The organism is Pseudomonas sp. Arb-4-2C (assembly GCF_055755015.1).
This window is the reverse complement of record NZ_CM146899.1, coordinates 2581024-2594137: the sequence shown is the minus strand read 5'-3', so window position 1 is coordinate 2594137 and position 13114 is coordinate 2581024. Positions and strand designations below refer to the sequence as shown.

The following is a 13114-nucleotide window of genomic DNA, read 5'->3' as shown; positions in this document are numbered from 1 at the left end:
GACTACTCTCCACCAAGATCGGAAAAGGGTTTAAGCCCCGTCAATAACCCATACAAACCGTGCAACGGCACGGGCAGCCACGTGGGGCGATTTTCGGCTTCATAGGCCACTTCATAGGCCGCCTTCTCCAGGCCGAACAGCGCAAGCGCAGCGTCGGCACCTGCAGGATCCTGCCAGGCATGATCAAGACTAGCTGCCGCCCGGCGATATGCCTGCACAAATGCCTCGCGGGCCTCGCGCAAGTAGCGCTCGGCGACGCGATGACGCGCCGCTTCGGATTCAGGACTGTGATCGACGTTGTGTACGTTGATGGTCATTGCTGCGGCGTAATCGAACGAGCGCAGCACTCCGCTGACATCCTTGTACGGGCTATGTTTGCCACGACGCTCGTGCAGCGGCCGTGCCGGTTCACCCTCGAAATCGATCAGGTAGGCATCACCCTTGATCACCAGCACCTGGCCCAGATGCAGATCGCCGTGGACGCGAATGCGCAACCCGCCGACCGCTTGTTTCGCCAGATCCTGCACGTGCGTGAGGATGGTTTTCTTTTCGTCGATCAGATGTTTGACCAGTTTCTGATCCGCCGCGCCCAACTGGCCCTGATGCTGTTTGAGCAGCTTCAACGCATGCTCCACTTGCGCCGCAACGTCCTTGCCGATGGTTTGTGCATCCTTGGCACTGGTGGTCTGCGGGGCGAAATCCGGGTTGTCGCTCGGCGCCGCCAGCACCTGGTGCATCTCGCCCAGACGCTGGCCGAGCATGGCGGCGAAGTCCTTCAGCTCACCCAGGGCGTTGTAATGCTGCTCCTGCTCGGACATGGCGTCGGCCAGTTCATCGCGCAGCGCCCGCTCAAGGTTGTTCTGAGTCCATTCCCAGGCATCGCCCTGATTGCTCAGATAGCCTTGTGCAATCATCAGCAGATTGTCTTCGCCGTTGGCATCACGGCGGACCACCGAACCCAGCAGCGGCGAAATGTTCTCGAAACCGGCCTCGGTCAGGCAGGCACTCATTTCCAGTTCCGGGTGCACCCCGGAGGCGACCTTGCGGATCAGTTTCAACACCAGACTGTTGCCGATCACCACCGAACTGTTCGATTGTTCAGCCGACAGATAACGCACTTCCGACTCGGCGCCGAGGCCAAGTTTTGCAAGCTGTGCAGTCGGGGCGAAACGAATCTCGCCCTCTTCGCAATTGAGCACCGTGTTGTTCTGCATGCCTTGCAGCACCGCGCGAATGAACGCTTCGAGGCTGAACGCATCGGTGATCAGCCCGACCTGACGTCCGCGCCGTACCCGCGACAACGCCAGCTGCTGCGGCAGCGCCGGGCCGACCTGATCCTCCGCGATGAAACCAAACGGCAATTGATAGCGGCTGGTCTGCCCGCCGCTGGTCACTTCAATCTCGCTCAGCAGCACTGGATGCTGCGCATCGCCAAAGCGTACGCCGTAGGCCAGATGCACCTGCTCAATGGCCGCATCCTTACCGGCAAACCAGCGGCGGTTCTGCAACCAGCTCGGCAAGATGCCCTGCTCCAGGGTGTTGCGGGTTGGCGCTTCGAGCAGCTCTTCCATGCGTTTTTTCAGCACCAGCGTAGTGAAGTCCGGCAGGCTCTGCGCCGGCTCCACATGCCAGCTCGGCATCTGGTTTTCCGTGGCCAGGGCGAACCAGTAGAAGCCGTACGGCGCCAGGGTCAGGAGGAAATTCAACTGGCCGATTGGTGGGAAGGCGTTACCGCCGAGCATCTCCACCGGGACCATGCCGACGTAGGCCGACAGATCCAGCTCCGCCGCCTGCGCGCTGCGCGACACGTTGGCCACGCAGAGGATGATTTCATGCTTGCCGTCGGCGTCGGTGAATTCTCGGGTGTAGGCCAGAATCCGCCGGTTGCTCGGCGACAGCATCTTCAACGTGCCGCGCCCGAAGGCCTTGGACTGCTTGCGCACGGCGAGCATGCGTCGCGTCCAGTTGAGCAGCGAATGCGGGTCGCCAGCCTGGGTTTCGACGTTCACCGACAGGTAGCCGTACTGCGGGTCCATGATCGGCGGCAGCACCAGGCTTGCCGGGTCGGCGCGGGAGAAACCACCGTTGCGGTCGATCGACCATTGCATCGGGGTACGCACGCCGTCGCGGTCACCAAGATAGATGTTGTCGCCCATGCCGATTTCATCGCCGTAATACAAGGTCGGCGTGCCCGGCATCGACAACAGCAGGCTATTGAGCAGTTCGACGCGGCGGCGATCACGCTCCATCAACGGCGCCAGACGCCGGCGAATGCCAAGGTTGATTCGCGCGCGACGGTCAGCAGCGTAGTAATTCCACAGGTAATCGCGCTCCTTGTCGGTGACCATCTCCAGCGTCAGCTCATCGTGGTTACGCAGGAAGATTGCCCACTGGCAGTTGGCGGGAATTTCCGGGGTCTGGCGCAGAATATCGGTGATCGGAAAGCGATCTTCCTGGGCCAGCGCCATGTACATGCGCGGCATCAGCGGGAAGTGAAACGCCATGTGGCATTCGTCACCATTGACGCCCGCCGCATCGGTGTCGCCGAAGTACAACTGGGTGTCTTCCGGCCATTGATTGGCCTCGGCCAGCAGCATGCGGTCGGGGTAATTGGCGTCAATCTCGGCGCGAATCTGCTTGAGGACGTCGTGGGTCTCCGGCAGGTTTTCGTTATTGGTGCCGTCGCGTTCGATCAGGTACGGAATGGCGTCGAGACGCAAACCATCGATGCCCATGTCCAGCCAGTAACGCATTACCGATAACACCGCTTTCATCACCTGCGGGTTGTCAAAGTTCAGGTCCGGTTGGTGCGAATAGAAGCGATGCCAGAAGTACTGACCGGCAACCGGGTCCCAGGTCCAGTTGGACTTTTCGGTGTCGAGGAAGATGATCCGCGTGCCGTCGTATTTTTGATCGTCATCCGACCACACGTAAAAGTCCCGCGCCGCAGAACCTGGTTTGGCCTTGCGCGCGCGCTGGAACCACGGATGCTGGTCGGAGGTGTGGTTGATGACCAGCTCGGTGATCACCCGCAAACCGCGTTTGTGCGCCTCGGCGATAAAACGCTTGGCGTCGGCCATGGTCCCGTAGTCGCTGTGTACGCCACGGTATTCGGCGATATCGTAACCGTCGTCGCGTCGTGGTGAAGGGTAGAACGGTAGCAGCCAGATGGTGTTGACGCCGAGTTCGGCGATGTAGTCGAGTTTGGCGATCAGGCCGGGAAAGTCGCCGATCCCGTCATTGTTGGAGTCGAAAAACGATTTGACATGTACTTGATAGATCACCGCGTCCTTGTACCAGAGCGGGTCTTTGATGAAGGTAGCTGCTTTGGGTTTCTTCGCCATGTGAAACTCCTGTTCAATTCTAGAAAAACCGTGAGCCGATCACCTGACTCAAACACGACGAGCAACCTGTAGGAGTGAGCCTGCTCGCGATTGCGGTTTGATATTCAACAAAATAGTTACCTGCAAGATTGCTATCGCGAGCAGGCTCACTCCTACAATGGGTCGGTGCTCAGGTGGTAATCCGCCAGATCCCGAACGGCTGATACGCCGGATCAATGCGCATGAACTGGTATTTGCCATGCCAGTCCCAGCGATGCCCATTCATCAAGTCCTCACCGTGAGTCGTGGCGTCGTCCGGCAACCCCATCTCCCACAACGGCAGCTCGAAATTGGCCTCCTGCACGTGGTGCGGATCGAGGCTCACCGCCACCAGAATGAAGTTGCTGCCATCGAAGCTACGCTTGCCGAAATACAGAATGTTGTCGTTCCAGGCGTTGTAGACCTTCAAGCCCAAGTGCGTGTGCAGCGCCGGGTTTTGCCGGCGGATGCGATTGAGCTGGGCAATTTCGGCAATGATGTTGCCCGGCGCGTTGAAGTCGCGGACACGGATCTCGTATTTCTCCGAATCGAGGTATTCCTCCTTGCCCGGCACGGGGGCCGACTCGCACAGTTCATACCCCGAATACATGCCCCACAGACCCGAGCCCATGGTCGCCAGCGCCGCGCGGATGAGAAACCCCGGGCGTCCGGACTCATGCAGGAACGCCGGGTTGATGTCCGGCGTGTTGACGAAGAAATTCGGCCGGTAGCACTCGCGCCACGGCGATTGATTGAGTTCGGTGAAATAGCTCGCCAGCTCGGCCTTGGTGTTGCGCCAGGTGAAATAGGTGTAGCTCTGGGTGTAACCGACCTTGCCGAGGCGCGCCATCATCGCCGGCGTGGTGAAGGCTTCGGCGAGGAAGATCACCTCTGGGTGCAGCGCCCGCACATCGGCAATCAACCACTGCCAGAACGGCAGCGGTTTGGTGTGCGGGTTGTCGACGCGGAAGATCTTCACGCCCTCGTGAACCCAGCCGACCACGATGTCGCGCAACTCGACCCACAGGCTGGGGATCGCCTCTGGCGCATAGAAGTCGACGTTGACGATGTCCTGATATTTCTTCGGCGGGTTCTCCGCGTATTTGATCGTGCCGTCCGGCCGCCAGTTGAACCAGCCTGGATGTTGCTTGAGCCACGGGTGGTCCTGGGAACACTGGATGGCGAAATCGAGAGCAATCTCCAGGCCGTGCCCGGCGGCAGCAGCCACCAGCCGGCGGAAGTCCTCGCGGCTGCCGAGTTGCGAGTGAATTGCCTCGTGGCCACCCTCCTCGCTGCCGATCGCATAAGGGCTGCCCGGATCATCCGGCCCGGCGGTCAGGGAGTTATTGCGGCCCTTGCGGTGCGCGCGGCCGATTGGATGGATCGGGGTGAAATAGAGCACGTCGAAGCCCATGTCCTGAATCATCGGCAAACGCGCGTGTACATCATTAAAGGTGCCGTGACGGTTGGGATCGTCGGTGATCGAGCGGGGAAACAGCTCATACCAACTGGCGAACTCGGCCAGTTCACGCTCGACGTCCATCGGGAATTCGGCGCTCAGGCTCAGGTAGGCGCGGTGATCGGCCTGCGCCATCAGTTGCGCACTGCGCGGGTGCAGAAACAGCGCCACCTGCTCGGTTTCGAGCAGGCCGGACAATTCGTGGTGCAGTGCCGCGAGTTGTTCGCTGAGCGGCCCTTCGCTGCGTTCGGCGGCCTGTTGCACCATGCTTCGGCCTTCCTGCAACTCCAGTGAAACCGGGACGGCGGCGTGGTGTTTTTTCTCCAGTTCGTACTGAAAACTGGCGAAGTGGTCGATCCATGCCTCGACACAAAACACAAAGCGCCCTTGATGCTCGGGACGAAAGCGCCCTTCCCAGCTGTTGTTGCCCAGGTCGGTCATGACCTCGCTCTGCCAGGTCTGTGTGCCTTCTTCGTGCCAACGGATACGCACCGCGAGCTTGTCGTGCCCGTCGGCAAACACTTTGCTGGTGACGACAACGTCACGCCCGGCAATCGACTTGACGGCAAACTGCCCGCCATCGAGGGTCGGCATGGTATTTTCGATCACGATGCGCGGCAGCAGCAGCGCCTGCGACAGCGGCATGTGCGGGTTGTAGCTCAGCTCTGAAGGTTTTTCAGCAGTCATCGAGCATCTCTCCTTAACGCCCCAAGGACGCTCTTGTGCCGGATCAGTATTCACGACGAGGCACCGGCCCCGACTTGAACTCACTTAGGTTCCGAGCGACCGGCGCGGGGAAAAGTTCACAGGGATTTGCCTGGACAAAAAAGCGGATCGAAATCGCCACGAGGTGGTCAATCCACTTAAGCACTTCTCACGCCATGTGCCACACGGAGGTCTATAGATGAACATCCCGATTCCGGCCGAAACACCTGATCCGAACATCGACAAACCCACCCTGCCCGAGACCGAACCACAACCGATTCCGGAGCAGGAACCACCCGGCACCACGCCACCAGCCAAGGAAGAACCGCCGACAACAATGCCGCCGGTGATCGTCTGAGGTTCATTGGATTGCTCCCACACCCTGCGTGGGAGCAATCGGGTCAGAGGTGATCATTCTTCTGCGGGTCTTTTTCAAAGAGTTTCACGATGTGCGGCATCACGCTGAAGATCACCAGCGCCAGAAAGGTGCTGAGCAGCGCCGTCGCCTCTTTGCCCAGGCCGGCAGCCACGCCAATGGCGGCGGTCATCCACAGCCCGGCGGCGGTGGTCAGCCCTTTGACATGGCTTTCATCACCTTCGTGATTCTTCAGGATAGTCCCGGCACCAAGAAAACCGATCCCGGCTATCACGCCCTGCAACACCCTGCTCATGGCGTCCGATTCGGCCCCGGACGTCTGCGGCACCAGCACAAACAGCGCCGCCCCGAGTGCCACCAGCATGTGCGTGCGCACACCGGCAGCCTTGCCCTTGTGTTCACGCTCAAACCCGAGAATTCCGCCGAGCACGGCCGCCATCAGCAGGCGCACGGTGATCCGTGTCAATTGCGAGGCGTCGCCAATGTCGGCGAACTCCGCTTGCAGGGTTTCCCACACTTCATGCCACCACGCGTTCATCCGGCAGTCCTTGTAAAGGGGCGATAGAGGATGGACAGCGGCGACCATTAATCAGTTGCGCAGAACGATCATCGACGCCTGCGCCCTAATCTTTCAGACACCCCTGAAAAAAGGACTGCCCCCATGCCCCTTCGAGTCGATGAAAGCAATCCCGAGCAAAAAGTGTGTTTTTTCACTGTCGAGAATGGCGAGGAAATTCGCATTTGCGACACCCTGGAGGTCAGGACCGATAGCGAGAAAGCCATGTCGTTCGTTGAAATAGAAGGTCGGCGCATTTACATCACCGAAGCAGAAGCCGACGCATTGACCGTCGCAGGCGCCAAGGACGGTCGCAAGCACCTGAAGGCTGACGAGAGTGATTCGGTGATTTGACTGACCCTGATCAACACCCGGTGCAAACGTCTGCGATAGGCGTTTGCGCCTTTGTCGGCGGGCTGCTTCAAGTTGTCGCAGGCAAGCTTGAAAAGCGCATCTGATCCGCTTTTTATTCAAATAGCTGAGTCTGTTATGCAAACAGATCGACGCTCATAGTTCATTCGCCTGATGGAGGCTGATGAGCGAATGACCATGAGCGAACAAATCCCCGTCCGAACCGTAGAAGCAACGCCAACCATAAAAAGTGTGCCTGGTCGCCCAATGAAGGCGAAGGCCGGCTCCACCGACAATCACATTCACACCCGCAGTTTCACCGGACTGTTCCGCACCCTGCGCATGAGCGGCGCGGGGTTTCTGTTTTTGCTGTTCTTCGGCACCGTGTGGCTCAACTGGGGCGGCCGTCAGGCGGTGTTGTGGGACCTTGCCGAAAGCAAGTTCCACATCTTCGGCGCGACTTTTTGGCCACAGGATTTCATTCTGCTCTCGGCACTGCTGATCATTGCCGCGTTCGGTCTGTTCGCCATCACCGTGTTCGCCGGCCGGGTCTGGTGCGGCTATACCTGCCCGCAGAGTTCCTGGACGTGGATCTTCATGTGGTGCGAGAAAATCACCGAAGGCGAACGCAATCAGCGGATCAAGCTGCAAGCGGCGCCGTGGGGCCTGAACAAACTGGCCCGGCGTGCGGCCAAGCACACCCTGTGGTTGGCAATCAGCGTGATGACCGGGCTGACCTTCGTCGGTTATTTCACGCCGATCCGCCCGCTGGCCGAAGAGCTGTTCACCCTGCAAATCGGCGGGGTCAGCCTGTTCTGGGTACTGTTTTTCACCGCCGCCACCTACATCAATGCCGGCTGGCTGCGCGAAGCCGTGTGCATGCACATGTGCCCGTATGCGCGGTTCCAGAGCGTGATGTTCGACAAAGACACTCTGGCGATTTCCTATGACGTGGCCCGGGGCGAAAACCGTGGCCCGCGCAAACGCGACGTAAAGCCTGCCGAAGCCGGCCTGGGCGACTGCATCGACTGCCAGTTGTGCGTGCAGGTCTGCCCGACCGGCATTGATATCCGCGACGGCCTGCAGATGGAATGCATCGGTTGCGCAGCGTGCATCGACGCCTGCGACTCGATCATGGACAAAATGAACTACCCGCGCGGCCTGATCCGCTACAGTTCCGAACGCGAATTGCAGGGTGGCAAGACCCATCTGCTGCGACCACGACTGGTGGGTTACGTCGTCGTGCTGGTGGCGATGATCGGTGCACTCGCGCTGGCCTTGGTCGAACGGCCGATGGTCTCGCTGGACGTGACCAAGGACCGTGGGCTGTTCCGCGAGAACGGTCAGGGCCAGATCGAGAACATCTACACCCTCAAGGTGATCAACAAGACCCAACAGCGTCAGGACTACAACCTGAGCCTGGTCGATGGCGACGGCTTCCAGTTGCAGGGCAAGACCGAACTGAGCCTGGCACCGGGGGAGATTGTCGATGTGCCGGTGTCGGTGGCAATGACCACGGAACGCCCGGCCAGCAGCTCGCAGACCTTGAGTTTCAAGATTGCCGACAGCGACGAACCTGCGATTTATAGCGTAGCGAAAAGCAGGTTTGTGGCGCCGATGAATCGCTGATCCCTTAGACTGCGGCGCGGCCATTCGCGAGCAGGCTCGCTCCCACAGGTGAGCATATTCCAATGTGGGAGCGAGCCTGCTCGCGAATGAAGGCGACGCGGTCTTCCAGAATGAACCCAACCCGGACCCATGATGAAACGCTACGAAAAATTCGCCGACGACATCGCTGAACTGATCCGCTCTGGCGTCCTCGGCCCCGGGCAACGGGTGCCATCGGTGCGCTATGCCAGCCAGACTTACGGGGTCAGTCCGTCCACGGTGTTCCAGGCCTATTACCTGCTGGAACGTCGCGGTCTGATCCGCGCCCGGCCGCGCTCCGGCTACTTCGTCAACACCCATGCACCGAGCCCGTTTTCGGAGCCGGTGATCAGCAGCCACGTCAACGACTCCACTGAAGTCGACGTCAGCGAACTGGTGTTCTCGGTGCTGGAATCGATCAAGGACCCGAGCACCGTGCCGTTCGGCTCGGCGTTCCCCAGCCCGACCCTGTTCCCGCTGCAGCGCCTGTCGCGCTCACTGGCCAGTGCGGCGCGGGAGATGGACCCGCGCATGGTGGTCACCGACATGTCGCCGGGCAACCCGCAACTGCGTCGGCAAATCGCCCTGCGCTACATGGTCGGCGGGCTGATGCTGCCGATGGAAGAGCTGCTGATCACCAACGGTGCCCTTGAAGCGCTGAACCTGTGCCTGCAAGCGGTGACGGAGCCGGGTGATCTGGTGGCCATCGAAGCCCCGGCGTTCTACGCCAGCCTGCAAGTGCTGGAGCGTTTGAAACTCAAGGCCGTGGAAATCCCCGTGCACCCGCGTGACGGCATCGACCTCGGCGTCCTCGCGCAGACCCTGGAACGCCATCCGATCAAGGCCTGCTGGTGCATGACCAGTTTCCAGAACCCGATGGGCGCAACCATGCCCGAGGCGAAGAAACAGGAATTGGTCGAACTGCTGCGCCGGCATCAGGTGCCGCTGATCGAAGACGATGTCTACGCCGAACTCTATTACGGCCAGCAAGCACCGAAACCGGCCAAAGCCTTCGACACCGAAGGGCTGGTGATGCACTGCGGCTCGTTTGCCAAGAGCCTGGCCCCCGGCTACCGCATTGGCTGGGTTGCCGCAGGGCGCTACGCGCAGAAAATCGAACGACTGAAACTGATGACCTCGCTGTGCGCCTCGATGCCGGCGCAAGCGGCGATCGCCGACTACCTGCAACACGGCGGCTACGATCGCCACCTGCGCAAATTGCGCTACGCCCTGGAAGAACAGCAAAGCGCGATGCTCGCAGCGATCGCCCGCTATTTCCCGGCGCAGACGCGGGTCAGCCAGCCGGCGGGCGGCTACTTTTTGTGGCTGGAATTGCCGCCGCAGATGGATTCGCTGAAGTTGTTTCAAATGGCATTGGCGCAGGGGATCAGCATTGCCCCGGGGCCGATTTTCTCGCCGACCCAGCGCTTCAGGAACTGCATTCGCTTGAATTACGGCAGCCCGTGGACCGAGGACTCGGAAAAGGCGATGGAGACGTTGGGGCGGATCGTGCGGTCGTTCTGACCGTTCGATGTTCCCACTAATGACGCCTTCGCGAGCAAGCCCGCTCCCACAGTAGACCGCATTCCATCTTGAAAAACTCGGTGGACTGTGGGAGCGGGCTTGCTCGCGAAGAGGCCGGATCAGGCAATACAACTACCGAAGATCAACGACCACCTCCCAGATCAACAAACGTCCCCGTCGCATAAGAAGCCTTGTCCGACAACAACCAGACAATCGCCTCCGCCACCTCATCCGGCCGCCCGCCACGGGCCATCGGAATCGCCGACTCCAATTTGCTGACCCGATCCGGATCGCCGCTCAAAGCGTGGAAATCGGTGTAGATGTAGCCCGGACGCACCGCGTTGACCCGAATCCCCTCGCCCGCCACTTCCTTGGACAGACCGATGGTGAAGCTGTCGAGCGCGCCTTTGGACGCCGCGTAATCGACATACTCATTCGGTGAGCCCAGGCGTGACGCCACCGACGACACGTTGACGATGCTGCCGCCCTGCCCGCCGTGCTTGGGCGACATGCGCAGGATCGCGTGCTTGGCACAGAGGATCGGCGCCAGGACATTGGTTTTCATGATTTTGAGAATGCGGAATTCGGACATTTCATCGACCCGCGATTTGTGCCCGACGGTGCCGGCGTTGTTCACCAGCGCGGTGACCCGCCCCAACTCGGTGTCGACCCGGTGAAACAGTGCGATCACTTCGTCTTCGATGCTGACATCGGCGCGCACCGCAATGGCGTGCGCCCCCAGCGCCCGCACTTGCTCCAGCACGCTTTGCGCGGCCTGCTCGTCTTGCTGGTAGTTGATGCAAATCCGATAGCCTTGCTCGGCAGCCAACAACGCCGTAGCCGCGCCGATTCCGCGCCCGCCACCGGTGATCACAATGACTTTATCCATGCTGGCCCTTCCCCCAAATGCACACGTAACAGTCGGGGGGAAGAATAACCGCCATTGGATGGTTTTGCATGGGGTCTGATCATCGCCACATCGATATCAGAGCGCCGCCTGCTGCGCACTGACGATGCTCTGCATGAAGCGATCCGCCGGCATCGGATGCCCCAGCAGATAGCCCTGCAACGAATCACAGCCCAGTTTCGTGAGGAAATCCTGCTGCACACCGGTCTCCACGCCTTCGGCGACGATCCGCAAACCCAGCGCCTGACCCAACGCGACAATCGCCGAGACAATCGCCGCGTCATCACTGTCATGCTCAAGATCGCGGACAAAACCGCGGTCGATCTTCAACTCGTTGGCCGGCAGGCGCTTGAGGTACATCAAACTCGAATAGCCGGTGCCGAAATCGTCGATCGACAGATCAACGCCCATGTCCGACAGCTCCTGCAACACCGTCATGCTCGCATCGGCGTCGCTCATGGCCGTGGTTTCGGTGATTTCCAGGGTCAAGCTGTTGGCCGGCAAATGGTGCGTCGCCAGCGCCTTCGCCACGCTCTGCACCAGCCCCGCGTGGCAAAACTGCAACGCCGAGAGGTTCACCGCGATACGCCAATCGGTGTAACCCAGCACGTACCATTCGCGCATCTGCCGGCAGGCCTCGTTGAGCACCCACTCACCGATGGCGATGATCACGCCGGTCTTCTCCGCCAGATCGATGAACTTGTCCGGCAGCAACATCCCTTGGGTCGGGTGCTGCCAGCGCAGCAACGCTTCGGCGCCGACCGGACGGCCATTGGCGGCATCGAACTTGGGCTGGTAATGCAGGCTGAACTGATTGTGCTCCAGCGCGGCGCGCAGATCCTGCAACAGTTGCAGTTGCTTGCGGGCGTTGTTGTTCATCGAGGCGTCGAAGAAGCTGTAGCCGTTTTTGCCGCCACCCTTGGCGTGATACATCGCTGCGTCGGCATTCATCAACAGTTCCTGGGCGTTGTGACCATTGCCCGGGTACAGGGCAATGCCGACGCTGGCGGAAATCTGCAGGTCATGGTCGGCCACGCGGAACGACCGGGCGATCAAGCCGACCTGGCGGGCCGCCAGGCTCAGGGCATCGTTGGGCTCGGTCAGGCGCACCAGCAGGACGAACTCGTCGCCACCGATCCGCGCCAGCGTGTCCTGGCTGCGCAAGTCTTCGCGCAGACGCACCCCGACTTCGCGCAGCAACTGGTCACCCATGTGGTGGCCAAACGCATCGTTGACCGGTTTGAAACCATCCAGATCGATGAACATCAGCGCAAAACACCCGCCCTGCTCTTCGACCTTTTTCATCGCCTGATTGATCCGGTCGTCCAGCAGCATGCGGTTCGGCAGGCCGGTCAGGGTGTCGTGCAGCGCCAGTTGCGTCAGCTCGCGGTTGGCCAGGGTCAGCGAATGCGCCAGATCGGCAGTGCGCGCTTCGAGGCGGGCATCGAGAATCGAGGTCAGCAAGGCAATCGACAGCACCGCCAGCGTGGTGATCAGCACCAGACTGTCGAGGCCGTTGCCCTTGAGCCCGTTGAGCGTCGCGCCACAAAAACTGCCATCGGGAAACTGCGCGGCGGCCATGCCGGTGTAATGCATGCCGACAATCGCAATGCCCATGATCACCGCCGCGCCGCCACGGATCAGGCGCACATAAGGCGAGTGCTGGCGCAGGCGAAAGGCGATCCATAACGCCGCTGCCGAAGCACCGACCGCGATCAGCAATGAGGCGCCGAACAGCGTCGGGTCGTAATCGATCCCCGGGGTCATGCGCAGCGCTGCCATGCCGGTGTAATGCATGGCACTGATCCCGGCGCCCATGATCAACGCACCGAAAGCCAGTTGCAGAACCGGCAGTTTCGGCTGGCTGACCAGCCACAAGGCAAACCCGCAGGACAGCACTGCAATCAGCAGCGACAGTGCAGTAATCGTGATGTCGTAGCCCAGGTCGATCGGCAGCTTGAACGCGAGCATGCCGATGAAATGCATCGACCACACGCCGACGCCCATCGCCAGCGCGCCGCCCGCCGTCCAGAAATGCACCGCGCGCCCACGGGCGGTGGCGATGCGCCCGGTCAGATCGAGCGCTGTATACGACGCCAGAATCGCCACGCACAGCGAAATGAAAACCAGAGTGAAGGAATAATTACCGATGAGCATGGGGATTCTCGCGACCACCCGCGCCGTACTGCGTCCATTCTCGGCCGGGCAAATGCGGCGATTGTACTGA

General features: G+C 60.7%; 9 protein-coding genes. 4 read left to right on the top strand and 5 right to left on the bottom strand.

What is annotated here, in order from left to right; genetic code table 11:
* Positions 1-2: 2 nt before the first annotated feature.
* Together treS and AC0J41_RS11665 are read right to left on the bottom strand one after the other, a co-directional pair.
* The gene (treS, locus tag AC0J41_RS11670; protein ID WP_473015641.1) at positions 3-3344 is read right to left on the bottom strand and encodes a maltose alpha-D-glucosyltransferase; all 3342 of its coding nucleotides are present in this window, start codon (positions 3342-3344) and stop codon (positions 3-5) included.
* Positions 3345-3513: 169 nt separating this feature from the next.
* On the bottom strand, positions 3514-5508 hold the full coding sequence (locus tag AC0J41_RS11665; protein WP_473015640.1) for an alpha-1,4-glucan--maltose-1-phosphate maltosyltransferase: 1995 nt from the start codon (positions 5506-5508) through the stop codon (positions 3514-3516).
* A 217-nt stretch (positions 5509-5725) separates the two neighbouring features.
* Between AC0J41_RS11665 and AC0J41_RS11660 the strand changes: the two genes are divergently transcribed.
* Positions 5726-5884, top strand: a complete 159-nt coding sequence (locus AC0J41_RS11660; protein WP_177327322.1) for a hypothetical protein — start codon at positions 5726-5728, stop codon at positions 5882-5884.
* Between the two features lie 43 nt (positions 5885-5927).
* Here the strand turns inward: AC0J41_RS11660 and AC0J41_RS11655 are convergent, their stop codons facing one another.
* Positions 5928-6440 carry an MgtC/SapB family protein gene (locus tag AC0J41_RS11655; protein WP_473015639.1) on the bottom strand — a complete coding sequence of 171 codons (513 nt, stop codon included), beginning with the start codon at positions 6438-6440 and terminating at the stop codon, positions 5928-5930.
* 123 nt (positions 6441-6563) lie between these two features.
* Here AC0J41_RS11655 and AC0J41_RS11650 point away from each other — a divergent pair, with 123 nt between their 5' ends.
* The 3 genes from AC0J41_RS11650 to mapR all read left to right on the top strand — a co-directional run bounded on the left by AC0J41_RS11650 (position 6564) and on the right by mapR (position 9980).
* Positions 6564-6812, top strand: coding sequence for a DUF3203 family protein (locus AC0J41_RS11650; protein WP_025110004.1), 249 nt, complete (start codon positions 6564-6566; stop codon positions 6810-6812).
* A gap of 195 nt (positions 6813-7007) precedes the next feature.
* On the top strand, positions 7008-8438 hold the full coding sequence (ccoG, locus tag AC0J41_RS11645; protein WP_025110005.1) for a cytochrome c oxidase accessory protein CcoG: 1431 nt from the start codon (positions 7008-7010) through the stop codon (positions 8436-8438).
* Positions 8439-8570: 132 nt separating this feature from the next.
* Entirely contained in the window at positions 8571-9980 is a 1410-nt protein-coding gene (mapR, locus tag AC0J41_RS11640; RefSeq protein WP_008087199.1) for a GntR family transcriptional regulator MpaR, read from the top strand.
* Positions 9981-10122: 142 nt separating this feature from the next.
* Here the strand turns inward: mapR and AC0J41_RS11635 are convergent, their stop codons facing one another.
* The gene (locus AC0J41_RS11635; RefSeq protein WP_025110006.1) at positions 10123-10869 is read right to left on the bottom strand and encodes an SDR family oxidoreductase; all 747 of its coding nucleotides are present in this window, start codon (positions 10867-10869) and stop codon (positions 10123-10125) included.
* A 96-nt stretch (positions 10870-10965) separates the two neighbouring features.
* Entirely contained in the window at positions 10966-13044 is a 2079-nt protein-coding gene (locus AC0J41_RS11630; protein WP_473015638.1) for a putative bifunctional diguanylate cyclase/phosphodiesterase, read from the bottom strand.
* Positions 13045-13114 lie beyond the last annotated feature (70 nt).